Origin of the sequence: Enterococcus sp. 1001283B150225_161107_E12 (genome assembly GCF_015556925.1) — a bacterium.
GTDB classification, from domain to species: domain Bacteria; phylum Bacillota; class Bacilli; order Lactobacillales; family Enterococcaceae; genus Enterococcus_B; species Enterococcus_B mundtii.
Genome location: NZ_JADNNI010000006.1, coordinates 25,583 through 48,950 on the forward strand (window position 1 = coordinate 25,583; position 23,368 = coordinate 48,950).

19 protein-coding genes are annotated in these 23,368 nt (G+C 39.9%); 2 read left to right on the forward strand and 17 right to left on the reverse strand.

The features are described 5' to 3' along the window. The first annotated feature begins 22 nt into the window (after positions 1-22). Entirely contained in the window at positions 23-634 is a 612-nt protein-coding gene (locus tag I2F89_RS06345) for a hypothetical protein (RefSeq protein ID WP_071866399.1), read from the forward strand. A 164-nt stretch (positions 635-798) separates the two neighbouring features. Here the strand turns inward: I2F89_RS06345 and I2F89_RS06350 are convergent, their stop codons facing one another. From I2F89_RS06350 to I2F89_RS06380, 7 genes are all read right to left on the reverse strand, one after another. Then, positions 799-1,650 (reverse strand): DUF1803 domain-containing protein, encoded by an 852-nt coding sequence (locus I2F89_RS06350; protein WP_074799733.1) that lies wholly within the window; start codon positions 1,648-1,650, stop codon positions 799-801. Between the two features lie 98 nt (positions 1,651-1,748). Beyond that, on the reverse strand, positions 1,749-2,675 hold the full coding sequence (locus tag I2F89_RS06355) for a manganese-dependent inorganic pyrophosphatase (RefSeq protein WP_019724232.1): 927 nt from the start codon (positions 2,673-2,675) through the stop codon (positions 1,749-1,751). A gap of 84 nt (positions 2,676-2,759) precedes the next feature. Continuing rightward, positions 2,760-3,521, reverse strand: coding sequence for a pyruvate formate-lyase-activating protein (gene pflA, locus I2F89_RS06360; protein WP_074799734.1), 762 nt, complete (start codon positions 3,519-3,521; stop codon positions 2,760-2,762). A 197-nt stretch (positions 3,522-3,718) separates the two neighbouring features. Beyond that, positions 3,719-5,950: a formate C-acetyltransferase gene (pflB, locus tag I2F89_RS06365; RefSeq protein ID WP_071866397.1), complete on the reverse strand. Its 2,232-nt coding sequence runs from the start codon at positions 5,948-5,950 to the stop codon at positions 3,719-3,721. Positions 5,951-6,222: 272 nt separating this feature from the next. Next, on the reverse strand, positions 6,223-8,673 hold the full coding sequence (parC, locus tag I2F89_RS06370) for a DNA topoisomerase IV subunit A (protein ID WP_074799735.1): 2,451 nt from the start codon (positions 8,671-8,673) through the stop codon (positions 6,223-6,225). Between the two features lie 11 nt (positions 8,674-8,684). Further along, the gene (gene parE / locus I2F89_RS06375; protein WP_023519491.1) at positions 8,685-10,730 is read right to left on the reverse strand and encodes a DNA topoisomerase IV subunit B; all 2,046 of its coding nucleotides are present in this window, start codon (positions 10,728-10,730) and stop codon (positions 8,685-8,687) included. A 269-nt stretch (positions 10,731-10,999) separates the two neighbouring features. Continuing rightward, the gene (locus I2F89_RS06380; RefSeq protein WP_010735735.1) at positions 11,000-11,425 is read right to left on the reverse strand and encodes a CoA-binding protein; all 426 of its coding nucleotides are present in this window, start codon (positions 11,423-11,425) and stop codon (positions 11,000-11,002) included. A gap of 97 nt (positions 11,426-11,522) precedes the next feature. On the opposite strand from I2F89_RS06380, the gene plsY reads away from it, so the two are divergent. Further along, the gene (gene plsY / locus I2F89_RS06385) at positions 11,523-12,158 is read left to right on the forward strand and encodes a glycerol-3-phosphate 1-O-acyltransferase PlsY (RefSeq protein WP_071866395.1); all 636 of its coding nucleotides are present in this window, start codon (positions 11,523-11,525) and stop codon (positions 12,156-12,158) included. A 136-nt stretch (positions 12,159-12,294) separates the two neighbouring features. On the opposite strand, the gene I2F89_RS06390 is transcribed toward plsY, so the two are convergent. The 10 genes from I2F89_RS06390 to ylqF form a co-directional block, all read right to left on the reverse strand. Beyond that, positions 12,295-13,170 (reverse strand): aldose 1-epimerase family protein, encoded by an 876-nt coding sequence (locus tag I2F89_RS06390; RefSeq protein WP_071866394.1) that lies wholly within the window; start codon positions 13,168-13,170, stop codon positions 12,295-12,297. A 66-nt stretch (positions 13,171-13,236) separates the two neighbouring features. After that, a complete protein-coding gene (gene codY, locus I2F89_RS06395) occupies positions 13,237-14,028 on the reverse strand; it encodes a GTP-sensing pleiotropic transcriptional regulator CodY (RefSeq protein ID WP_010735738.1) in 792 nt (263 codons plus the stop codon). A gap of 15 nt (positions 14,029-14,043) precedes the next feature. Further along, positions 14,044-15,441: an ATP-dependent protease ATPase subunit HslU gene (gene hslU / locus I2F89_RS06400; RefSeq protein ID WP_010735739.1), complete on the reverse strand. Its 1,398-nt coding sequence runs from the start codon at positions 15,439-15,441 to the stop codon at positions 14,044-14,046. Positions 15,442-15,452: 11 nt separating this feature from the next. Beyond that, positions 15,453-16,001, reverse strand: coding sequence for an HslVU peptidase proteolytic subunit (hslV, locus tag I2F89_RS06405; protein WP_010735740.1), 549 nt, complete (start codon positions 15,999-16,001; stop codon positions 15,453-15,455). 24 nt (positions 16,002-16,025) lie between these two features. Then, positions 16,026-16,922, reverse strand: a complete 897-nt coding sequence (xerC, locus tag I2F89_RS06410) for a tyrosine recombinase XerC (RefSeq protein ID WP_195513855.1) — start codon at positions 16,920-16,922, stop codon at positions 16,026-16,028. A 278-nt stretch (positions 16,923-17,200) separates the two neighbouring features. Next, positions 17,201-18,526: an FADH(2)-oxidizing methylenetetrahydrofolate--tRNA-(uracil(54)-C(5))-methyltransferase TrmFO gene (gene trmFO, locus I2F89_RS06415; protein ID WP_023519489.1), complete on the reverse strand. Its 1,326-nt coding sequence runs from the start codon at positions 18,524-18,526 to the stop codon at positions 17,201-17,203. 22 nt (positions 18,527-18,548) lie between these two features. Then, complete coding sequence (gene topA / locus I2F89_RS06420) at positions 18,549-20,627, reverse strand: type I DNA topoisomerase (RefSeq protein ID WP_086334565.1); 2,079 nt, start codon at positions 20,625-20,627, stop codon at positions 18,549-18,551. A gap of 126 nt (positions 20,628-20,753) precedes the next feature. Further along, on the reverse strand, positions 20,754-21,611 hold the full coding sequence (dprA, locus tag I2F89_RS06425) for a DNA-processing protein DprA (RefSeq protein WP_071866393.1): 858 nt from the start codon (positions 21,609-21,611) through the stop codon (positions 20,754-20,756). Positions 21,612-21,666: 55 nt separating this feature from the next. After that, positions 21,667-22,434: a ribonuclease HII gene (locus tag I2F89_RS06430; RefSeq protein WP_071866392.1), complete on the reverse strand. Its 768-nt coding sequence runs from the start codon at positions 22,432-22,434 to the stop codon at positions 21,667-21,669. Then, positions 22,427-23,287: a ribosome biogenesis GTPase YlqF gene (gene ylqF / locus I2F89_RS06435; protein ID WP_074799739.1), complete on the reverse strand. Its 861-nt coding sequence runs from the start codon at positions 23,285-23,287 to the stop codon at positions 22,427-22,429. The genes I2F89_RS06430 and ylqF overlap by 8 nt, the downstream gene beginning before the upstream one ends. Between the last annotated feature and the right edge of the window lie 81 nt (positions 23,288-23,368).

Consider the following 23,368-nt stretch of genomic DNA (forward strand, 5'->3'; position numbering starts at 1 on the left):
CATTAAATTTATGGGAGTACTTATGGAAATACAACAAAAAACAACGACCTATCTACATTGGGGATCTGTTTTTGCCGTTTTGAATGCTTTGCTTTTTTTCTTTTATGCTTATTTTAAGACTTCAAGCATCCCTTGCAACTCATTTGGCTGGTTATTGCTTGACCACTCCGAGCTAAACCAATCGACTGACAACCCAACATTCTTGATTCTTTCTACTTTCTGCGGCCTGATCTTCTCGTTATGTTTCGCCGCCTATTTTGCTAAAAAAAAGATGAATACATTTAATGAAGTAAACGTTATTTTCGTAATACTGAAATCTCTGAACCTTTTAACAGCTATGCTCTATACGTTTAATCAAGATTCACTTTTTTTCTTCATTATTAACGGTTTAGTTGTGATTTTAACGATATTTACTTTCTTTATTTTTTCATTGATCACCAAGCAATTAAGAATGCCGATGGTCATACAAACCAGCACCTTTTTCTGTTTTTGCTATAGTCTCGTAGCACTATTCATCCTAGCCTTTGCGCCATCGATCAATTCTGCTAATATCCAAATCACTAGTAATATTCTAGATATCTTGTTTATTGGGAATTTGGCTTATATGATGTGGCATTTTCGTAAAACAGCATGATCCCAATGAGATCTGGACAGGAGTGTTTAGCCTCTTGAAATCAGGCAGCATCCACAAAAATTATTTTTCTAATTTTTGTGGATGCTGCCTGATTTTTCGAAGAGGTTACTTCTGTTCTCACTTTTTTTCGGTTTAGTCGGTGGGTTCCCCGACAATTGTTGAGGTCATATTTTCTTGATATAAGAATAAGATTTTAAATCCAATTGCCCCATGACTTCGACTAACGCTTGTTCTTTAATAAAGGCGGCTTGCATCGGCGTTTCCGTTGAAGGTTCATATTTTTGTAGCAATGCGTCTTTCCTATCCTCTGTTATAGGCAGGAGTAATCGATACTGCTCTTCCTGAGCAACAACCCTCGCTAATAATAAGGCATCTAGAAAAATCGACTCACGGCGTTTTTTGTATTTGTTTTCACAAATCCGTTCGATAATTATTTCTATTTGGTCAAAAAAATAGGTTTCATTCACATCGCCAAGCAACTGTCCTAGCGCCTGAAATTGCTCCGATAGCGGTGTTTGCTGTTTTTGAAGATGGAAGTACGTTGGTAAAGATACCACTTCTTCTCCTTGGGTGAGCGTCCTGAAGCGATAGTTCTCATTCCCTGCTTCCAACCGCACAATCGTAGGGACTGAAAAAGTAGTTGCATAAAAATAAGGAGACGTTGTTTCATGACAGAAATCCCAAATTTCTTCTGATAAGAAGAGATTTCTGCGGTGTTCCGGTTGTTTCATTAATTCATTGATTAATTCTTTAGTCAGTTGCTTGATCTCTGTTTGGAAATCTCCTTGGTCATAGACCGGAAAAGCACAGCGGTAACGGCGATTTTCTCGGATGATCAATCCACTATCGATCATTTGATCAAGAAAGTGTTCCATTTTCTTTTGAGGAAATGCTTTCTTTAGTTGGCGTAAAATCACCTCTTGTGAGCCTTGTTCGATCAAATAGTCGATCATTGGTTGGAAGAGCGGATGCTCAATTAGTTTTCGTTTGTTCTCTAAAGAATAAAAATATTGCATGTCTGTTTACCTGCTTTCTATGTGACACCTTGAATGAAAAAAGCGGGAGGTCCCAGTCAACTGGTTACACTCCCACTCCCTTCTTCCAATCTCATTGCCTAATTGAAAACTTCTGTTAATTGAGGTACCACTTGTTTTTTACGTGAAACGACCCCTTGTAAAAATGCGCGATTGTTTTCTAACTTCACGCCAAAAGCTTGTTCAACTTGTTCTTTTCTTTCGCCAGCAATCAATAATTCTGAGTTGCTGTTCAAGATGTCTGTTACAACAAGAACAAAAAGATCATAACCATTCGTCGCAATCTCTGTTTGCATGGCAGTTTCAAGTTCAGCTTGACGATCCATTACTTCATTTAGATCAACTGTATTGACTTGAGCGATACGAACACTTGCTTCACCCATAGGGAAACTTTTCGCATCTAGATCAAGTAATACTTCTGCTGGTTTATCACTTAGATTTGTACCTGCTTTCAACATGTCTAAACCATACGCTTCTAAGTCCACACCAGAGATTTCAACTAGCTCTTTTGCAGCCAATTGATCTGCTTCTGTTGAAGTTGGTGATTTGAACAACAATGTATCTGAAATGATTGCTGATAACATGATTCCAGCGATTTCTTTCGGAATCTCAATTTGATTTTCTTTAAATAATTTTAGAATGATCGTACTTGTACATCCCACTGGTTCAGCACGATAATACAATGGATTCGCTGTTTCAAAGTTGGCGATACGATGATGGTCAACTACTGCTAAAATCGTCGCTTCCGCAATATCTACCACGCTTTGTTGGAATTCATTATGATCGACAAGCATGACATCTGCTTGTTCCTCTTTGATCGATGTGATCACTCGAGGCGCCTCTAATTTGAAGTAATCTAGTGCAAATTGTGTTTCTTCACTTGGCGTGCCTAAAGCGACAGGCTCAGCGTTTACTCCTAATTGATTTTGCAAATATGAAAATGCAATCGCTGCTCCAATTGCATCTGTATCAGGATTTTGATGACCAAAAACTAAAACTTTTGACATTTGACTCGCTCCTTTTTGTTTTCTCCTATTCAATAATAGCAAAAAAACGGAAAGAAGCAATACTTATCTTCCTTCCGTTCGCGTCTATCTGGTTAAATACTTTGTATAATCTTCGATATGAAGAAGACGTTTTGCATTTTCTACTCGTTCTTTTGTCGGTGGTTCGATTCCTTCTAATGGATACGTCAAACCAAGCGTTTCCCATTTGTATTTACCCATTGTATGATAAGGAAGGATTTCCACACGATCGACATTATCAAGAGTTTTGATGAATGCATCAAGGCGGATCAAATACTCATCATAGTCACTACGTTCTGGGACTAACACATGACGAATCCAGACAGGTTTCTTGATATCTGAAAGATACTGAGCCATTTCTAAGATATTTTCATTGCCCCAATGAGTTAATTTTTTATGTGCTTCGTTATCGATATGTTTGATATCGAATAACAGTAAGTCCGTATAGTTCATCAACTCTTCAAAACGAGAAAAGAAAGGCTCATCATGGCTAAATGGTTTTCCACATGTGTCGATTGTTGTATGAATGCCACGTTCTTTCGCCTTTTGGAATAATTCGATTAGGAAATCGATCTGCAATAAAGGTTCACCACCACTAATCGTGATCCCTCCTTGTTTACCCCAATAAGAACGGTAACGTTCTGCTTGGTCTAAAATTGCATCCGCGGTATATTCTTTTCCTCCACCAATATTCCAAGTGTCTGGGTTATGGCAAAATTCACAACGCATGCGACAACCTTGCATGAAGACGACAAAGCGAACGCCTGGTCCATCTACAGACCCAAATGTTTCAATCGAATGGACATAGCCTTTAGTTTGTTCTTCCATTTTAATCACTTCTTTTCTTTAGTTTCTTTCGTTATGAGCCACGGACAATGTTGCGACTTCTCAACACGCTGTGAAGAAAAGATCTATCTACTCGCCTCTAACACTAGATATATGCTTTTTTCATATAGTTGTAAAAAAGGGAAGACAAAAGCTCATGCGGAACTTTTGCCTTTCCTTTTTACACTGCATTGATTGTCTTACATTCTGTCGTGTGACGTTCTCATTAATACGTCTAATTGTTGTTCTCTTGTCAAGTCACGGAATTTAACCGCATATCCAGAAACACGGATCGTTAAGTTTGGATATTTCATTGGGTTTTCCATTGCATCACGCAATAAGTCATTACTGAATACGTTGACGTTCAAGTGGTATGCTCCTCTTGAGAAATAACCGTCTAAGACGTTACGTAAGTTGTCGATTCTTGTTTCTTCATCTTTCCCTAAACCAGAAGGGTTGATTGTTTGTGTATTAGAGATACCATCACGAGCGTGTGCATAGTTGAATTTCGCAGTTGAGTTCAAGCTTGCAAGTAACCCATTTTGTTCTGCTTGATAACTTGGATTTGCACCAGGTGCTAAAGGTTTACCAGCTTCACGTCCGTCAGGTGTATTCCCTGTATTTTTTCCGTAAACGACATTTGATGTGATCGTTAATAATGAAGTTGTCGGAGTTGAATTACGGTAAGTTTTATGACGTTTGATTTGACCCATGAAGTATTCTAAGATCCATTCAGCGATCTCATCGGCACGATCATCGTCATTACCATATTTAGGGAAGTCACCAGTTACTTCAAAGTCAACTGTGATCCCTTCTTCATTACGGATTGGTTTAACTTGTGCATATTTGATTGCAGACAAGCTATCTGCTGCGTGAGAGATACCTGCGATACCTGTCGCAAATGTACGTTTCAAGTCAGTATCCATGACTGCTAATTGTGCTGCTTCATAAGAATATTTGTCGTGCATATAGTGGATGATGTTTAGCGTATTGACATAAAGCTCAGCTAACCAGTCCATGATGTTCATGAAGTTGTGTTTTACTTCTTCAAAGTCTAATGTGTCGCTTGTGATCGGACGATACTCAGGACCTACTTGTGCGCCTGTCATTTCATCCACACCACCGTTGATCGCATATAACAAAGCTTTAGCTAAGTTTGCGCGAGCACCGAAGAATTGCATATCTTTACCAACAACAGTTCCAGATACACAACATGCGATCGCACAGTCGTCTGAACCCCATTGTTCACGAAGCAAGTTATCATTTTCAAATTGGATCGAAGAACTTTCGATCGCAATTTTACTTGCATACGTTCTGAAGCCTTCTGGTAAGTTTTCTGAGTATAAAACAGTCAAGTTTGGTTCTGGGGAAGGTCCCATATTTGTCAATGTGTGCAACATACGGAAATCATTTTTTGTGACTAATGAACGTCCGTCTAAGCCCATACCAGCGATTGATAAGGTTGCCCAGATCGGGAAGCCAGAGAACAATTGGTTGTATTCAGGCGTACGTGCAAATTTCACCATACGTAATTTCATTACTAAATGATCGATCAATTCTTGTGCTTCTTTTTCAGTGATCACACCGTTGTCTAAATCACGTTGGATATAAATGTCTAAGAATGCAGAGATACGTCCGATCGACATAGCTGCACCATTTTGAGATTTGATTGCTGCTAGATAACCAAAGTATAACCATTGAACGGCTTCTTTTGCGTTGGCAGCTGGTTTTGAAATGTCATACCCATATTTTGCAGCCATTTCTTTCATTTGAGCTAATGCACGATATTGTTCTGAGATTTCTTCACGAAGACGGATGACCTCTTCACTCATCGTGTGGTAGCCTGTATTGTCATGGTCTTTTTTCTTTTGAGCCATCAAATAGTCGATTCCGTACAATGCGATACGACGGTAGTCACCGATGATGCGGCCACGTCCGTAAGCGTCAGGAAGTCCAGTTATGATCTTGTTTTTACGTGCAGCACGCATTTCTGCTGTATAAGCATCGAATACACCTTGGTTATGTGTTTTTCTCCAGTCTGTGAAAATGTGTGTTAACTCTTCTTTTGGCTCATAGCCGTTACTTGTTAACGCATGATTCGCCATGTTGATGCCACCAAATGGCATGAATGCTTGTTTCAAAGGAGTTTCAGTTTGTAGACCGACGATTTGTTCTAAATCTTTGTCTAGGTATCCTGCTTCGTGAGAAGTGATTGTTGATACGACATCTGTATCCATGTCATATACACCATTACGTTCAAATTGGATATCGTTTAATTTTTGTAATTTTTCCCACAAATTTTCTGTTGCTTCAGTGGGTTTTTCTAAAAAGCTGTCATCACCGCGGTATTCTGTATAGTTGTTTTGGATAAAGTCACGTGTATCCACGCCTTCTTTCCACTTAGTTCCTTTAAATCCATTCCATTGTTCCATCGTATGGACCTCCCGTTTCTGTTTTATGTAACAGTTTTTACGTGATAAGTATAACACATGTCACCTCCAATGCAAGGGTTTTCTTGTTTTTTTGTTAACAAATAAAGCGAATATAAAATAATAGTAGTTATTAAAGTTGTTATATAGGCATTTATCTATTGTGAATCTATTCATATTTTGTTTGTGCAAGTCTTAATTTTATGTTAATAAATAAAAATAGCTGGCAACTGTAATAATACAGTTGCCAGCTATTTCATAAAAAACTATAACAGTTATTCCTTGATATCCATCGTTGGAGAATCAATCACCATTTGGACTTCTCCGCCTTTTTTCTCATCTAATACAAATGAACCGTTGGACGTACGATCACCGATTGGGTAATCCGTCGGATCGATTGGTAATTCTTGTCCTTTTTGATTGATCAACGTCATCGTTTTGGCGTGGCCCTCTGACATATAGATCACCCGATGTGGTTGTTTCTTCAATTCTCGCAATACAGTCACACCTCGTTTGGCACGTGAAGTCTGGCTGATTTCTTGTGCAAGCATTCGTTTTACTGCCCCACGCTGACTAACGATAACGACAGGCGTATCCCCTTCTGCCAAGACAAGTAAACCATTAACGACATAATCTTCTTCTTTCAAGTTGATCGATTTGACACCTGCAGCCTTCGTTCCAACGACTGGCACTTCAGTCAACGGATAGCGTAGGCCCATTCCTTGATGCGTAACAAGGAAAACATCACGATCTGTTTGTTCTTTTTCAAGATAGACAGCCACTAATTCATCTTCACTGGCTTTTAGCTTCATGCCACTCAATGGACGACTCTTATACGTACGCCATGGTTCAAAATCTGTCATCCGTGTCTGTTTGATCAAGCCGTTTTTACTGATAAATACAAATGTTTTTTCGGAATCGATCTTCTGATAGGGGAATACCGCTAAAATCGATTCATCAACAGCTAGATTCACTATCGTTTGTGAGATATGCTCACCGGCATCTTTCCATTTCAAATCTGGTAGTTCGTGGACTGGTCGATAGATCACATTGGCTTTATTGGTGACCAGTAACAAATGATCTAACGTATTCAGTTCCCCAGCATATAGAAGATAATCTCCTTCACGCATACCGATTTCTTCTGGTTTTGACGCACTATAGGAACGAAGACTTGTTCGTTTCACATAGCCTTCACGTGTAACACTGACAATGACATCCTCTTGCGCAACCAATACTTGAGTATCGATTTTGATTTCTTCGATTTCATCTTCGATCATCGTCAAGCGAGAAGAAGCATATTTCTTCTTGACTTCACGTAGTTCTTTTTTCATGACAGAAAATAATTCTTTATCATTTGAAAGGATTTTATTTAATTCAGTGATCAGAGCAATCAATTCTTGCGATTCACGACGTAGTTCAGTAATGTCTGTATTCGTCAAACGATAAAGCTGTAACGTCACGATGGCTTCAGCTTGTTCTTCTGTAAATTGGAACATTTGGACTAAATTGTGCTTCGCATCTTTTTTATCTTTACTCTCACGGATCGTTGCAATGACTTCATCTAAAATCGATAGAGCTTTCATCAGCCCTTCAACGATATGTTGTCTTCTTTGCGCTTTCTCCAAGTCAAACTGACTACGTTTGGTGATCACTTGCTTGCGGTGTTCGATGTAACTACTTAAAATATCCTTCAATCCTACTTGATGAGGGGTCATATGATCGATTGCCACCATATTGAAGTTGTAGTTGATCTGTAATTCGGTATTCTTGAATAAATAATTCAAGATTCCTTGAGCGTTAGCGTCTTTTTTCAATTCCACAACGATCTGTAGACCCGTACGATCACTTTCGTCACGAACTTCTGCGATCCCATCGATTTTCTTGTTCAAGCGTATCTCATCCATTTTTTTGACAAGAGTCGCTTTGTTCACTTCGTAAGGAATCTCAGTGATCACGATTTGTTGCTTGTTTCCTTTGATGGATTCAATCGCCGTTTTCGAGCGTAAGATCACTTTTCCACGACCAGTTTCATAAGCTTTCTTGATTTCATCTTTTCCTTGTAAAATGCCCCCAGTTGGAAAGTCAGGACCTGGAATGAATTCCATCAATTTGTCTAAGCTGGCTTGTGGATGGTCGATCATATAGACCGTTCCATCGATGACTTCTGCGAGATTATGCGTTGGTATCTCAGTAGCATAGCCCGCAGAGATACCGGTTGATCCATTGACTAATAGATTGGGGTATCTCGCTGGTAATACAGTCGGCTCTTTTTCAGTGTCATCAAAGTTCCACACAAGGTCGACCGTATTTTTTTCGATATCAGCAAGCATCTCGCCGCTCAATTTCGATAAGCGTGCTTCTGTATAACGCATTGCCGCTGGTGGGTCTCCGTCCATACTTCCGTTGTTTCCGTGCATTTCTACGAGTACTTCTCGTAGTTTCCAATCCTGGCTCATACGAACCATTGCATCATAGATACTGCTGTCACCGTGGGGATGATAATTACCCATGATATTCCCGACAGATTTTGCTGATTTACGGAATCCTTTATCAAACGTATTGCCGTCTTTATTCATCGCAAATAAAATACGACGTTGAACGGGTTTCAGACCATCACGGATATCCGGCAAAGCACGTTCTTGAATAATATATTTCGAGTAACGTCCGAAGCGGTCACCCATCACTTCTTCTAACGTTAATTCTTGGATTTCTTGACGTTCTTCCATTAGGTGACCTCCTATTCTACCTCTACTGATTGTTCATTTTTGTTTTCTTCTGCGCGTTCTTCTTCTAATAGGTCATTAGAAACAGACGCGGAAGTCTCAGTTTCTTCTTTTTTGTCTAGAATACTACGTTCTTCTTCTAAGCTGAATTGGACATGATTTTCAATCCATTTACGACGTGGTTCGACTTTATCCCCCATCAAGGTGGTTACGCGTCGCTCTGCTTGCGCAGCATCATCGATCCTCACCCGGATCAAGGTCCGAGAGGTTGGGTCCATCGTTGTTTCCCATAACTGCTCCGCATTCATCTCCCCAAGACCTTTGTACCGTTGCAACATATAGCCTTTACCGACAGTCTTAATGACTGCAGCTAATTCGTCATCGGTCCAAGCGTACTCGACTACTTGTTTTTTTCCTTGGCCTTTGGACACTTTATATAGAGGCGGTAAAGCAATGTAAACTTTTCCTGCTTCGATCAATGGTTTCATGTAGCGATAGAAAAATGTTAACAATAAGACTTGGATATGAGCACCATCTGTATCCGCATCGGTCATGATGATGATCTTGTCATAGTTACAATCTTCCAGTGAAAATTCAGGGCCAACGCCGGCACCGATCGTATAGATCATCGTATTGATTTCTTCATTTTTTAAGATATCTTGCATTTTTGCTTTTTCGGTATTGATGACTTTTCCTCGAAGTGGCAATATCGCTTGGAATTTCCGATCTCTCCCTTGTTTAGCTGATCCACCGGCTGAATCTCCTTCGACAAGATACAATTCATTTTTCTTAGGGTTTCTCGATTGTGCAGGTGTCAATTTTCCAGAAAGTAATGATTCGCCCTTTTTACGTTTTTTCCCGTTACGGCTTTCTTCTCTGGCTTTACGAGCAGCTTCCCGTGCTTCTCTCGCTTTGATTGCTTTACGAATCAGCATTTGGCTCATCTCACTGTTTTCTTGCAAGTAGAAGCCCATTTGTTCGCTCATGACATTATCAACGACGGAACGAGCAATCGGTGTACCCAGTTTTTCTTTTGTCTGTCCTTCAAATTGTAGCAAATGTTCAGGTACCCGGATCGACAAGACTGTCGCAAGTCCTTCACGGAAGTCACTACCTTCTAGGTTCTTGTCTCGTTCTTTCAACAAGCCTACTTTACGAGCATATTCATTATAGGCTTTGGTCATTGCTGTTTTCATGCCGACTTCATGCGTCCCACCATCTTTTGTTCGCACGTTGTTAACAAACGATAGGACATTTTCAGAATAGCCATCGTTATACTGATAGGCAACTTCTACTTCGATTCCTTCTTTTTCACCAGAGAAATAGACTACTGGCGTCAACGTATCTTTTTCTTCATTTAAATACGCAACGAATTCTTTGATTCCTTCTTCGTAATGAAAGACTTCTTGAACTGTTTCGTCACCTCTTAGATCTGTCAAAGTGATTTTCACACCTTTTAACAGAAATGCAGACTCTCTTAAACGTTCAGATAACGTATCATAGGAAAATTTCGTGGTTGAGAAAATACTATCATCTGGTAAGAAATGAACAGACGTCCCATTGGCTTTCTTCGTTTTGCCAATTTTTTTCAACGTTCCGTCTGGTTTTCCACCTTGTTTGAATGTTTGTTGGTATTCGATACCATCTCGGACGATCGTCACTGTCAGCCATTTAGATAAAGCATTGACGACACTGGCACCTACACCATGAAGTCCACCAGAAGTTTTATATCCTCCTTGGCCAAATTTACCACCGGCATGTAGCACAGTGAAAATAACTTCGACCGTTGGAATCCCTGAAGCATGCATACCTACAGGCATACCACGTCCACTATCCGTAACAGTCACACTGTTATCCTCGTGGATCGTCACAGCGATTTCATTTCCGTAGCCTGATAAAGCTTCATCCACGGCATTATCAACGATTTCATAGACTAAATGATGCAAGCCTCGGCTATCAGTCGACCCGATATACATCCCTGGTCGTTTTCTTACTGCTTCTAATCCTTCAAGAACTTGGATCGAGGCATCATTGTATTCATTTTTAATTTTTTTTGCCAAGGCAAACGCTCCTTCAATAATACTTGCGATATAACCGCACCACGCTTATCATACTAGAAAAGTCCTCAAAAAAAAAGAGGGAAGGTCAGAATTACAAGAAACAACCAACTCTCCCGCTTTTTTCTTTCTTTTCTCTCAGCTTGTCAGTGGTAACGATCACTTACTCTTTTTTGATAACAGGTCAAAACATTTTTCATCACTTAGCTAAACCATTTGCCAGTAAAAGTGTCACTGACTATCAGGATATGTGCTTCTGTTATTCCTGTTTTTTATTGTTCCATTTTTGCTAATTCGATCTTGATGCAGCGATCCATGACGATATCATTTCTTCCAGCTGCTTGGAGCATTTCAGCAGCTTCTTCATTCTCAATGCCTAACTGTGCCCAGAAGACTTTCGCATCTGTTTTCAGAAAATCTACCGCTACTTCTGGTAAAAACTCACTACGGCGGAAAATATCCACGATATCAATAGGTTCATTGATATCTGTCAACTGTGCGACAACAGTTTCGCCTAACACTTCTTCCCCTGCTAATACAGGATTGACTGGAATGATACGATAGCCGTGTTCTTGTAGTAATTGTGCGATCTGATAACTTGTCCGTTCGGGCTTATTACTTAAACCAACGACCGCGATCGTTTTTGCTTCTTGAAGATAGCGAAAGATATTCGCTTGTTCTGGATTTTTAAATGACATGTGGATGACTCCTTTCGATCGTTCGATTTTTTCGATTGTTTGAAGCATTCTTTCATGCTAAAATATACATTAGTTTCAACTTGAAAGAGGTTAAAAAATGAAAATAATCTTATTGTTTATTGTAGCATATCTTTTGGGTTCCATTCCATCTGGAGTATGGGTTGGTAAAATCTTTTTTAAAAAAGACATCCGCGAACACGGTAGTGGAAATATGGGAACGACGAATACATTTCGTGTTCTAGGTAAAACCGCTGGAACAGTGGTATTATTCATGGACATCTTAAAGGGAACATTAGCTACTGCCTTACCCGTCATTTTCCATGTCTCTTCTGTCAATCCGCTATGGTTTGGTGTCTGTGCGATCTTAGGACATACATTTCCGATCTTTGCTAAGTTCAAAGGTGGCAAAGCAGTGGCGACAAGTGCCGGTATGTTATTAGGCTTCAATCCACTGTTCTTTCTTTATTCATCAGCAATTTTCGTGATCAGTTTATACTGCACGAGCATGGTAAGCTTAACGAGCATGATCAGTGCGGTCTTGATCACTTTATCCACCATCTTCTTACCATACATTGCACCAGCGATCTTACCAGAACCAAATTTACTTTTGACGTTGATTGCTTGTGGTGTCTCCGCTTTTATTTTTTACCGTCATAAAGACAATATTAAGCGCATCAAAAATAAAACAGAAAGCCGAATCCCATTCGGTTTGAATAGTAGCAAAAAGAAATAATCTTTTTGATGAATGATAAAAAACAATGCCTTCTAAACAAATGACTGATCGATTGCTCAACAATTCGTTCATTTGTTCAGAAGGCATGTTTGTTTCATCGAACTAGATCAAGAAAACACATGTAATCGACTTGTGTTTACTTGACAGTGATCGAATATTTCGTCTTGAATAATTCGTGAGCGCCTAATTGATTGATTCCTGCCTTTTCGTTCAACTGCCCATTACTATCAACAGTATCTGCGATTCCAAACCACGGCTCAATACAAACAAATGGTGCTTCTTTAGGATATGGCGACCATATCCCAACGTAAGGCATATCTTTGTAACTGAGGGTGACACTGTGACTAGACTTTTCACTACGGATACTGTAAGCATTCAAACCTCTTGTTTCAAATACTAACGCATCTTGGTCAAACAGCTCCCGAAATAACGCAAGGTTGGTATTCGTTTGTCCAATCGTTTTTTGTTCCATGTCGATGAACGGTCCAGCTAATGGTAAACGCAAACGTGATTTTCTAGGAGAGAAAGCCAAATAAAAGTCTTCAAAAGTTAAACCTTCTTCTAATGGCACATTGAATGCTGGATGACCGCCAATCGAGAAATACATCTCTTCTTCCCCAATATTTTCAACTTGATAATGAACAGTGATCCCGTCTCCCCCTAATTCATAAACAAGTACCAATTCAAAATCAAACGGATAATTCTCTTTTGTTTCAGGGGTACTTTTTAGGACAAACTTCGCACGTTCTTGTTCGTGCTCCACCACTTCAAAATCCATATCACGAGCAAAACCATGTTGACCCATTGAATACGTTTTTCCTTGGTACACATATTGATCGTTTTTCAAACGTCCAACAATAGGGAAAAGAACGGGGGCATGTCTTCCCCAATACTTAGGATCGCCTTGCCAAATATATTCTAGATCATGTTCTTTTGATTTCAAACTGATCAATTCTGCTCCATGTTCGGAAATTTCAGCAATCAGCTGATCATTTTGAATAATAACAGTCATCGTCATCCTCCATCTTTTCTCAGACATTCACTTCTTCGAGTAGCAAGCCTCTGAAAAATCTTCCTTTTAATAACTATGCTTCGTCAGCTCATCTTTAAAACGAGCATTCAATACTTTTAAATACGTGCCTTTCATTCCCAGAGAGCGGGATTCAATGATTCCAGCTGATTCAAGTTTACGTAAGGCATTTACGATGACCGAACGAGTAATACCGATCTTGTCCGCAATATTTGAGGCAGTCAATCGGCCTTCATTACCTTCTAAAGCATCAAAAATGGCTTGAACTGCTTTTAATTCACTGTATGACAACGTATTGATCGCCATTTGGACAGCGGTCGTACTACGAACGTCCGCTTCGATATCTCGTGATTTTTGATAAAGGATCTGCATCCCTACTACTGTTGCGCCGTATTCTGCTAAAACAAGGTCTTCATCGTTAAAGGCTTGTTCCATTCTTGCTAAAATGATCGTCCCTAAGCGTTCACCTGCGCCAAAGATCGGCACAACTGTCGTCAATCCAAAAGGATATTTTTCACGACTTTCAAATGGAAATGCCGTCATATCGCTTGTGATCGGGATATTGGATTCTGTTTTCGTGATCATATCGACTGTTTCTGTGTAGGCATCAGGAAATTGTTTTTGCACAAACATTGTTTTCACACGATCATTGTTCACATCGTGCCGTTCATTATAACCAAGTAAAACCCCTTCACTGCCAATGATATACGTATTGCTGTCTAAAACAGCACCTAAAGTGACCGCCATTTTATCGTAAGGTAAATCCGCCTGCATATCAAACGTATTTTTTTGTTGCAATAATTTGTTTATCTTTCGAGTGTTCGTCAACAAATCCGTCATTTTTTTCCTCCGATTTTATAATATATAGCGACTTAGATCTTCATTTGCCGCAATTGATCCTAATTTATCATTGACATAGGCTTCTGTAATGGTAATTTCTCCCATTTGCATTTCTGGCGCTTCGAATAACAAGTCTTCCAACAATTTCTCTAATATTGTGTGTAAGCGTCTTGCCCCGATATTATCGGTATCACGATTCACATCATAAGCAATTTGTGCAATACGTTCGATTGCTTCTTTAGTAAACGTGACAGTCACATTTTCAGTACCAATCAATGCAATATATTGTTTGACTAACGCATTGTTTGGTTCAGTCAAGATCTTAACAAAGTCTTCAGCAGTTAGGTCATCTAACTCAACACGGATTGGGAAACGTCCTTGTAATTCAGGAATCAAATCGCTTGGTTTTGATAAGTGGAACGCTCCTGAAGCGATAAATAAAATGTGGTCTGTTTGTAAGGTACCGTATTTTGTATTGACTTGTGAACCTTCAACGATCGGCAAGATATCTCTTTGGACACCTTCTCTTGATACTTCCCCAGATTGTTGCGATTTAGAAGTGATTTTATCGATTTCATCAATAAAAATGATGCCGCTTGATTCGGCTAATTTGATTGCCTCACTGTGGATATCCGCATCATTGACTAATTTTGCCGATTCTTCTTTGATCAATAATTCTAACGCTTCTTTGACTGTCACTGTTCGTTCGATTTTTTTCTTTGGCGTCAACGCACCAAGTGTTTCGTTCAAATCGATCCCCATTTGTTCAAGTCCATTGTTCATCATCGGTGCTGGTTTCTTTTGATCTTGGACTTCGATCGTCACTTCTCGATTGTCAAGCAAGCCTTTTTGCAATTGCTCTAACACCGTGCGACGATTCACTCGAATCTCTTCCGTTACTTCTTCTTGTGTTTCTGCTGGTTGTTGCGAAGCATTGAACATATTCATCATTTGCTCAAACTGGTTGTTTGATTGTTTTTGTTCTTTTTTGATACCTGGTACAAGGATCTTCACTAATTGTTTTTCCGCATTTTTCTTGGCTTGCGGGCGAACACGAAGATACTGATCTTTTTCAACGATCTGGATTGCATTTTCGACAAGATCACGAACCATCGATTCCACGTCACGTCCCACGTAACCAACTTCAGTAAACTTCGTTGCTTCAACCTTAACAAAAGGTGCGTTGACGATTTTTGCCAAACGACGAGCGATCTCTGTTTTACCGACCCCAGTTGGCCCGATCATCAACATATTTTTAGGTGTGATATCTTGTTGCATCTTTTCATCTAATTGAAGACGTCGATAACGATTTCTAAGGGCAACTGCCACTGATTTTTTTGCTGCTTGTTGGCCAATGATATATTGATCTAATTCACTGACGATTTGTTTTGGTGTTTGTTTTAATTCATACATGTCATTCACCTCTATAATTCTTCTACAATAATGTTGTGATTTGTAAAGACGCAGATGTCTGCTGCAATATTCAACGCATTTTCAGCAATCTCTTTTGCACTCATCTCATTTTGTGCATAGTTTTTCATTGCTCGTGCGGCAGCTAACGCAAAGTTTCCACCAGAACCAATGGCTAAGATCCCATCATCCGGTGTAATCACTTCACCTGTACCAGAAACGAGTAACATTTCTTTGTCATTCATCACGATCAACATCGCTTCTAGCTTTTGCATCGACTGTTGTGTACGCCATTCTTGGGCTAATTCAACGGCTGCTCGTTGGAGATTTCCGTTGTATTCATTTAGCTTACCTTCAAATTTTTCTTCTAAAGTAAAAGCGTCAGCAACGCTCCCTGCAAAGCCAACGACTACTTCATCGTTGTAAATGCGACGTACTTTTCTCGCACTGCCCTTCATCACGACAGATTCGCCCATCGTTACTTGGCCATCACCTGCCATCGCGAATTTCCCATTTTTTTCAACTGCACAAATGGTTGTTGAATGAAACTGTGATTCTACCATAGATATTTCCTCCTAATAATGTGATCACGCTCGTGGATGGAAAGAGCGATAATTTTTTTGTAAGCTTTCTTTTGTGACATGCGCATAGATTTGAGTCGTTGATAAATTTGCATGACCTAAAAGTTCTTGCACTGTACGCATATCGGCACCATTATTCAATAAGTGCGTCGCAAAAGTATGACGTAACATGTGAGGATGGATATCACTATCCAAACTACTCTTTTTTATGATTTGATTTAATACATATTCGATTCCAGTAGGTGTGATCGGTTCTCCATGATGATTCACGAAGACATAGTCATGTGACTTATGGTATTTCGTCATTAAGACGCTGCGCCCTTTGGCAAAATACTCTTGCAAAGCATCTTGCGCAAATGAACCCAACGGCGCATAGCGTTCTTTGTTTCCTTTTCCATGGATCAACATCACCTCTGAGCCTAAATCGATGGCAGACATCGTCAATTGGCTACATTCACTCAAACGGATACCTGATCCATAAAGTACTTCTAATAATGCCCGATCTCTTAGTGCTAAAGGACTATCCCCTGTCACACTTTCGAATAAGCTTTGCATCTCATTCTCATAAAAAAAACGAGGAAGTTTAACATTTTTTTTCTTCAAATGAACATACGAAAATGGATTTTCAGCGATTTTTTCTTCACGAAGAAGGTATTGATAAAATGAGCGTAAACTCGCAATTTTCCGACTCACCGAATTTCGACTGTATGACTTATCAGATAGATAGCTTAGATAAACTCGTACATCCAAATAGCTGACTTTCAGTAGATCAGATTCCCCCGATTCCGCCAAGAATCGTTGAAAATCATTGATATCTTCTTCGTAGGCAGATTTGGTTTTTTCTGAATACCCGCGCTCTATGATTAAATAACACAAAAAATCTTCTTGTAAAGTTGGCTTCATTCTTTTTACACCTACCTTTAGATCCCAAAATAAATTTAGCATAGCCCCAGAGAAAAAACAAACAAATTGTCAGAATTTAACTAATATTTCTAAGTTTGTTCACAATTCAATTCGTTTGCTTGACAATTAAGGGATAAGCTGACCAGAACCAACGTTAAAAAAACCATAGTTATTATATAAATTGGCGTGAGTTCAGTCAATAACCGAGAAATAAGCCGAAGTACTCAAAAATGGCAATCACCATCCTGAGACACTTCGACTTATTACATAACATCCATTTAACGAGAAGCAAATTCTTTATTCAAGACTTCTTGCTTCACTTTTTCATTGGCTGCTAAGGCACGTTGTGCAATTGCTTCATAACGAGATTTTTTATCACGGATTCGTTCAGGTAATTCTGGGAATAATCCGTAGTTTGCATTCATTGGTTGGAAATGTTTGCCTTCCGCATGTGTGATGTAGTAAGCCATACTTCCCATTGCTGTTTCTTGTGGCAACGTCACAGGTTCCAATTCTTTCGCTAAGCGAGCAGCGTTGATCCCTGCAAGCAAGCCACTTGCCGCGCTTTCAACATAGCCCTCTACACCCGTCATTTGTCCTGCAAAAAATAGATCTTCGCGTTTGGTCGATTGATAAGTCGGCTTCAAGAGTTCTGGTGAATTCATGAAACTGTTGCGATGCATCACACCATAGCGGACAAATTCTGCATTTTCTAATCCTGGGATCATGCGGAACACGCGCTTTTGTTCGCCCCATTTTAAATGCGTCTGGAAACCAACGATATTATAAAGAGAAGCGGCTGCATTATCTTGTCTTAATTGGATGACTGCATAAGGTCTTTTTCCAGTTTTAGGGTCTTCTAGGCCGACTGGTTTCATTGGCCCAAATAGCATTGTCTTAAAGCCACGTTGCGCCATTACTTCGATTGGCATACAACCTTCAAAATATTTTTCTTTTTCAAAAGATTTTAATTCAGCGACTTCCGCATTGACTAAGGCTTCATGGAAAGCTTTAAATTCTTCTTCGGTCATCGGACAGTTTAAGTAAGCTGCCTCGCCTTTGTCATAACGTGATTTTAAATACACCTTGTCCATATCGATCGTTGATTTGTCGACGATCGGTGCCGCAGCATCGTAGAAATAGAAACCGTCTGAGCCATTGAATGCTTTGATGCTTTCTGCTAAAGGATGAGAAGTCAGAGGTCCTGTAGCTATCACCGTGATTCCTTCTGGTATTTCAGTGATTTCTTCATTCACCACTGTAACTAAAGGATGCTCTTTGACCTTACGAGTGATGGTTTCAGAAAATGAATCGCGGTCAACTGCTAAGGCACCGCCTGCAGGTACAGCTGTTTCATCTGCTGAATGGATGATCACTGAATCTAAGCGACGCATTTCTTCTTTCAATAATCCAACTGCGTTCGCCAGACTATTCCCTCTTAGAGAATTGGAACAGACTAATTCAGCGAAATTATCTGTATGATGCGCTTCTGTCTTCTTAACTGGTCTCATTTCATATAACTTTACAGGTACACCCGCTTGAGCGATTTGCCATGCTGCTTCGCTTCCAGCTAGACCTGCACCTACTACATTGACGATTTTCAACTAAAAACCTCTTCTCATTTCTTTATTTTTGAACATCTTCTTCGTAATCGCCATTCGTACAAACCACTTGTTTGCCGCCTTTGACTTTTTTCTCGACCAGGTAATGGTCACATTTCGGGCAATTTCTGCCGATTGGTTTTTCCCAAGAGGTGAATTCACATTCAGGGAAACGAGAGCAGCCATAGAATAGACGATTTTTCTTAGATTTACGTTCGATGACTTGTCCTTCATGACACACGGGACAAGTGACGCCGATTTCCTTGACGATTGGTTTGGTGTTTCGGCAATCTGGAAAATTACTACATGCATAGAATTTACCATACTTCCCTAATTTTATCACCATCGGATGCCCACACAAATCACAATCAAAACCAGCTGGTTCATCTTTGATCTGGATTTTCTCGATTTTTTCTTCGGCATTCGATAATTCTTTTTCAAATGGTTTATAAAAACGATCGACGACTTCGATCCATTCTTCTTTCCCTTCTTCGACTTTGTCTAAGTCATCTTCCATTTCAGCTGTAAAATGGATATCTACGATTTGTGGGAAAAACTCACAGATCAACGAATTGACGATCTCACCTAATTCGGTTGGTTCAAAACGTTTTTGTGTCAACTTCACATAATATCGTCGTTGGATCGTATCTAACGTTGGCGCATAAGTCGAGGGACGACCTACCCCATTTTCTTCCAATGCACGGATCAACGTCGCTTCACTATAACGTGCAGGCGGTTGTGTGAAATGTTGTTTCGGTTCGATATCGACAGATTGCACCGTATCGCCTTCTGCTAACTCTGGCAAAATGTTTTCTTTGTCTTCTTTCCCATCGTCCCGGCCTTCAACATACACTTGCATGAACCCTTTGAATTTGATTTTTGAGCCATTCGCAATGAATCTTACATCATTTTGTTCCAACGTGACTTTCATCGTATCCAATACAGCTGGTGTCATTTGACTTGCAACAAATCGTGACCAAATCAACGTATATAATTTCAATTGGTCTTTATCCAAGTATTGTTTCAACTCATCTGGTGTACGTAATGCACTGGTTGGACGTACCGCTTCATGGGCATCTTGTGCCCCTTTAGAGTTCGTTGCTTTACGTTCCGAATGACTGGAGAATTCTTTTCCGTATGTTTCTTCGATGAACATTGCGACTTCGGCTTTAGCAGTATCGGCGATCCGTGTAGAATCGGTACGCATATACGTGATCAATCCGATCGTGCCTTGTTTGCCAAGTGAGATTCCTTCATACAACTGTTGCGCCACCATCATGGTTTTACGTGTTCTGAAATTCAATTTACGAGCGGCTTCTTGTTGCAAACTACTTGTCGTGAATGGGTTCGCAGGATTTCGCTTGCGTTCTTTCTTTTCGACTTTTGTCACGGCAAACTCTTTACCAGTGATCCGGTCAGTCACTTCTTTGACAGTTTCGGCATCAGACAATTTTTTCTTTTTGCCATCGACTCCCCAAAAATTTGCTTTGAACTTCTTACGTTCTTTCTTAAAGTTTCCGTCAATACTCCAATACTCTTCCGGAGTAAAATCACGGATCTCTTTTTCGCGTTCAATGATGATTTTCAATGCGATCGATTGGACTCGACCAGCACTCAAGCCTTTTTTTACTTTACGCCATAAGATCGGACTAATCGAATAACCAACGATACGGTCAAGCGTTCGACGTGCTTGTTGCGCATCGACAAGATCCACATCGATCGTACGTGGCTCTTTAAATGCTGCCTTGACTGCATCCTTGGTGATTTCATTGAAGACAACACGATTCTTATCATTTAGATCCAAGCCTAACAAATAAGCCAAATGCCAAGCAATTGCTTCCCCTTCTCTATCCGGGTCACTTGCGAGGTAAACTTTTTGCGCTTTTTTTGCCGCTGCTTTTAGACTTTTGATGACGTCGCCTTTTCCTCGAATCGAGATATAATGCGGTTCATAATTATTTTCAAAATCGATCCCCATCTTACTTTTAGGTAAGTCACGAATATGTCCTACACTAGCCATTACTTTATAATTACGGCCAAGATATTTTTCAATCGTCTTGGCTTTTGCAGGTGATTCTACGATCACTAAATATTTATATGCCATTCCTGAATGGACTCCTTTCCATTTTCGGGTTCCTACTATATATATGTTACAAGGACTTTTACAAATCGTAGCTTATCATATCCATTCAGAAATCGTTTGTCAAGGAAAGCAATAATAAATCAATCGTTATGATTCCAATTCATTAAGGATATCTTGTCCTGAAAAGGTACATATCGCTCCATCTTGGATCAATTGGTGACAACCAGTGGATTGACCTGTCAAAATATTCCCAGGGACAGAAAAAATCGGACGTCCAATCTCTAAGCCTTGCTCTGCTGTGATCAATGAGCCGCTTTTTGCTTTTGCTTCAATCACACAGATTCCACTTGATAAAGCGGCAATCAGACGATTTCTCATAGGAAAATGAAATTTTTGTGGACCAACATCTGGTAAAAACTCACTTAATAAAAGATGATCTCTAGCAATCCCTCGTTGCAACTGCTGATTTTCTTTCGGATAACTATGATTGATCCCCGTACCGATCACTGCAATCGTTCTGCCTGAACAGCGGATCGCTACTTGATGCGCATAAGTGTCTACGCCTTTCGCACAGCCACTAACAACTATATAGTCTTGGTCAATCACAGGAGTGATCACTCGCTCTACGATTTTTCTCGCATAACCAGATGTTTGTCTACCACCAACGACAGCGATCATTTTTCGTTTCATCAGCGAAAGATCACCTCGATAAAATAATAAGATCGGGGGATTTGCCAAATGAAGCAATTGTGAAGGGTAGATTGGATCAAGAAAAGTTATGTATGGATTCTCTCCTATTCTATTCCGCCAAGTATAGTTGATCTGGCTCCAATAGTCATAAAAACTTGCTCTAGAGCGATTGAAGTGCGAAACTGTCAACATATCATCAACCGACAACCATTCTTTCTTTTCACTCAATAGATGACGGATCACACGCCATTTTTGCTCTCCGCTCAGTCCTTTGACCAATGCCAACTTTGTAATAAATTCATTGTATATAACCATAAAGCGCCACCTTTTCTAATCTTTTTTATAAGATACGTGAAAAGTGGCGCATCACTTATGATAAATATTGTTTGACTGGTGCAAAACTTTTACGATGGATTGGCGTGATGCCATGTTGTGCTAATCCTAAGAGGTGTTCCTTTGTTCCATAACCTGCATTCTTGGCAAAACCATAGCCAGGATATTGTAACTCGTATTCTTTCATCAAACGGTCACGATAGACTTTTGCAATGATACTGGCAGCAGCAATCGAAATTGAACGAGCATCTCCTTTGATCAGTTTATTTTGTGCAATCGGCAGATCTAAAGTCATCGCATCGATCAATAAATACGTAGGCTCTGGTGTCAATTCTTTAACAGCTTCACACATCGCTAATTTACTTGCTTCGTAAATATTGACACGATCGATCGTCTGCTCATCGATCACACCAATCCCGATGGAGAGGGCTTTTTCTTGAATCTGTTCATACAGTTCTTCACGTTTTTTTTCAGATAATTGCTTGGAATCGTTCAATCCGTAAATCTCTACACCTTTAGGTAAAATAACAGCTGCGGATACTACAGGACCAGCCAAGGGACCTCTTCCTACCTCGTCGATCCCTGCAATCAGTTCATGTCCTTGAGCATATCCTTCATTTTCGTAGAAGGACATCGTCTCATATTTTTCACGAAGCAAAGCTTCCTTTGCTAAGCGTTTTTCAAAAGAGCCTAATGCTTGTTGGACACCTTTTCTTGTGTCTAATCTTAGTTGTGTAACTATCGGATCATCAAGTGTTGTGATTTGTTTCAGTTTTTCTTTGATACTCTGGATCGATTCACTCATGAGTAGTCTCTTCCATTTCTTCACAACGATCTAAAGTATAGCGACCTAGTTTCCCTTGGCGGATATCAAAAACAACTACCTCGCTCCCACGGTCATAATCTTGTCGATACCCTCTCCGTTCCGTGATCGTCATCAATAACTCAGGTGCAACTTGTTGCTCTTCTTCTATTGATAATCCATAACGTTCGCTGATTTTATTAGGGTAGTAACGGGCAAAGAAATCTAAGCCGTAAATTGCTAGATCATCAAGGTGTACCAATTGGTCTTTGATTGCACCAGTCAAGGCTAGTTTTTTACCGATTTCTTCATCTTCAAACTTAGGCCATAAAATACCAGGTGTATCTAATAGTTCTAATTCACTTCCTAAACGAAGCCATTGTTGTCCTTTCGTTACCCCAGGCTTATTCCCTGTCTGTGCAATTTTTTTGCCCACTAAACGATTCATCAATGTCGATTTCCCTACATTAGGAATTCCTAGGACCATCGCGCGGATTGCTCGAGGTTTGATGCCACGAGCTGCGTCTCTTTCTCGTTTTTCTTTCAGTGCTTCTTTTGCCGCAGGGATCAACGCTTTGATTCCTTTACTTTCTTGAGCGGTGATTGCTAGGGCTTGATGTCCTTGATTTCTAAAGTATTGTTGCCATAATTTCGTTTGTTGCGGATCAGCTAGATCAGCTTTATTTAATAAAACAAGTCTTGGTTTTTGTTGGATGATTTGATCTAACATTGGATTACGTGAAGACAAAGGTAGTCGTGCATCAACTAACTCAAAGACGATATCAACATATTTCATCTTTTCTGAAACTTCACGTCTGGCCTTCGCCATATGTCCTGGGAACCATTGAATAGTCATTGGTGTTTCCTCCTCTGAAACTTAAAATCTAAAAATTTGCTCTTTTACCTATACAGTACTTGAATGAACTACACTTCTAGG

Bases quoted from the DNA above. Each gene is read 5' to 3' on its own strand.
- dprA (WP_071866393.1), bottom strand. From the start codon at position 21,611: ATGGTTATATACAATGAATTTATTACAAAGTTGGCATTGGTCAAAGGA.
- parC (WP_074799735.1), bottom strand. From the start codon at position 8,673: ATGGAAGAACGTCAAGAAATCCAAGAATTAACGTTAGAAGAAGTGATG.
- plsY (WP_071866395.1), top strand. From the start codon at position 11,523: ATGAAAATAATCTTATTGTTTATTGTAGCATATCTTTTGGGTTCCATT.
- pflB (WP_071866397.1), bottom strand. From the start codon at position 5,950: ATGGAACAATGGAATGGATTTAAAGGAACTAAGTGGAAAGAAGGCGTG.
- I2F89_RS06345 (WP_071866399.1), top strand. From the start codon at position 23: ATGGAAATACAACAAAAAACAACGACCTATCTACATTGGGGATCTGTT.
- hslU (WP_010735739.1), bottom strand. From the start codon at position 15,441: ATGTATGAATTAAAACAAACACCAAAACAAATCGTCAGTGAATTAGAT.
- codY (WP_010735738.1), bottom strand. From the start codon at position 14,028: ATGACGGATTTGTTGACGAACACTCGAAAGATAAACAAATTATTGCAA.
- ylqF (WP_074799739.1), bottom strand. From the start codon at position 23,287: ATGACTATTCAATGGTTCCCAGGACATATGGCGAAGGCCAGACGTGAA.
- I2F89_RS06350 (WP_074799733.1), bottom strand. From the start codon at position 1,650: ATGCAATATTTTTATTCTTTAGAGAACAAACGAAAACTAATTGAGCAT.
- I2F89_RS06355 (WP_019724232.1), bottom strand. From the start codon at position 2,675: ATGTCAAAAGTTTTAGTTTTTGGTCATCAAAATCCTGATACAGATGCA.
- xerC (WP_195513855.1), bottom strand. From the start codon at position 16,922: ATGAAGCCAACTTTACAAGAAGATTTTTTGTGTTATTTAATCATAGAG.
- I2F89_RS06380 (WP_010735735.1), bottom strand. From the start codon at position 11,425: ATGTCATTTAAAAATCCAGAACAAGCGAATATCTTTCGCTATCTTCAA.
- pflA (WP_074799734.1), bottom strand. From the start codon at position 3,521: ATGGAAGAACAAACTAAAGGCTATGTCCATTCGATTGAAACATTTGGG.
- topA (WP_086334565.1), bottom strand. From the start codon at position 20,627: ATGGCATATAAATATTTAGTGATCGTAGAATCACCTGCAAAAGCCAAG.
- hslV (WP_010735740.1), bottom strand. From the start codon at position 16,001: ATGGTAGAATCACAGTTTCATTCAACAACCATTTGTGCAGTTGAAAAA.
- I2F89_RS06390 (WP_071866394.1), bottom strand. From the start codon at position 13,170: ATGACTGTTATTATTCAAAATGATCAGCTGATTGCTGAAATTTCCGAA.
- I2F89_RS06430 (WP_071866392.1), bottom strand. From the start codon at position 22,434: ATGAGTGAATCGATCCAGAGTATCAAAGAAAAACTGAAACAAATCACA.